1 protein-coding gene is annotated in these 207 nt (G+C 32.4%); it reads left to right on the top strand.

Annotation, left to right across the window (positions count from 1 at the left end; genetic code table 11):
• Positions 1–207: hypothetical protein (locus tag GT045_RS06575; RefSeq protein ID WP_202527338.1), on the top strand; the 207-nt coding region annotated here is incomplete at both ends.

The following is a 207-nucleotide window of genomic DNA, read 5'->3' as shown; positions in this document are numbered from 1 at the left end:
TGCACCAGTTTCCTATCAGGCTTTATCAATGGTTATGCCAGATAATCATGTCGTTTGGTCGAAAGCAAAAGAGGAAAATGTATGGGTTGCAAAAATTCCGAATGAAGAAGTTATTATTTCAATGCTTATTTCTAAAGTAGTACAAGCCTTTCAAATTAAAGATTTAAAAATTAACGAAGTGTCTACAGAGGAAATTATTCGTAACAT

It is taken from the genome of Streptomyces sp. SID486 (assembly GCF_009865385.1).
Lineage (GTDB): Bacteria > Actinomycetota > Actinomycetes > Streptomycetales > Streptomycetaceae > Streptomyces.
This window is presented reverse-complemented; position numbering and strand designations above follow the sequence as displayed.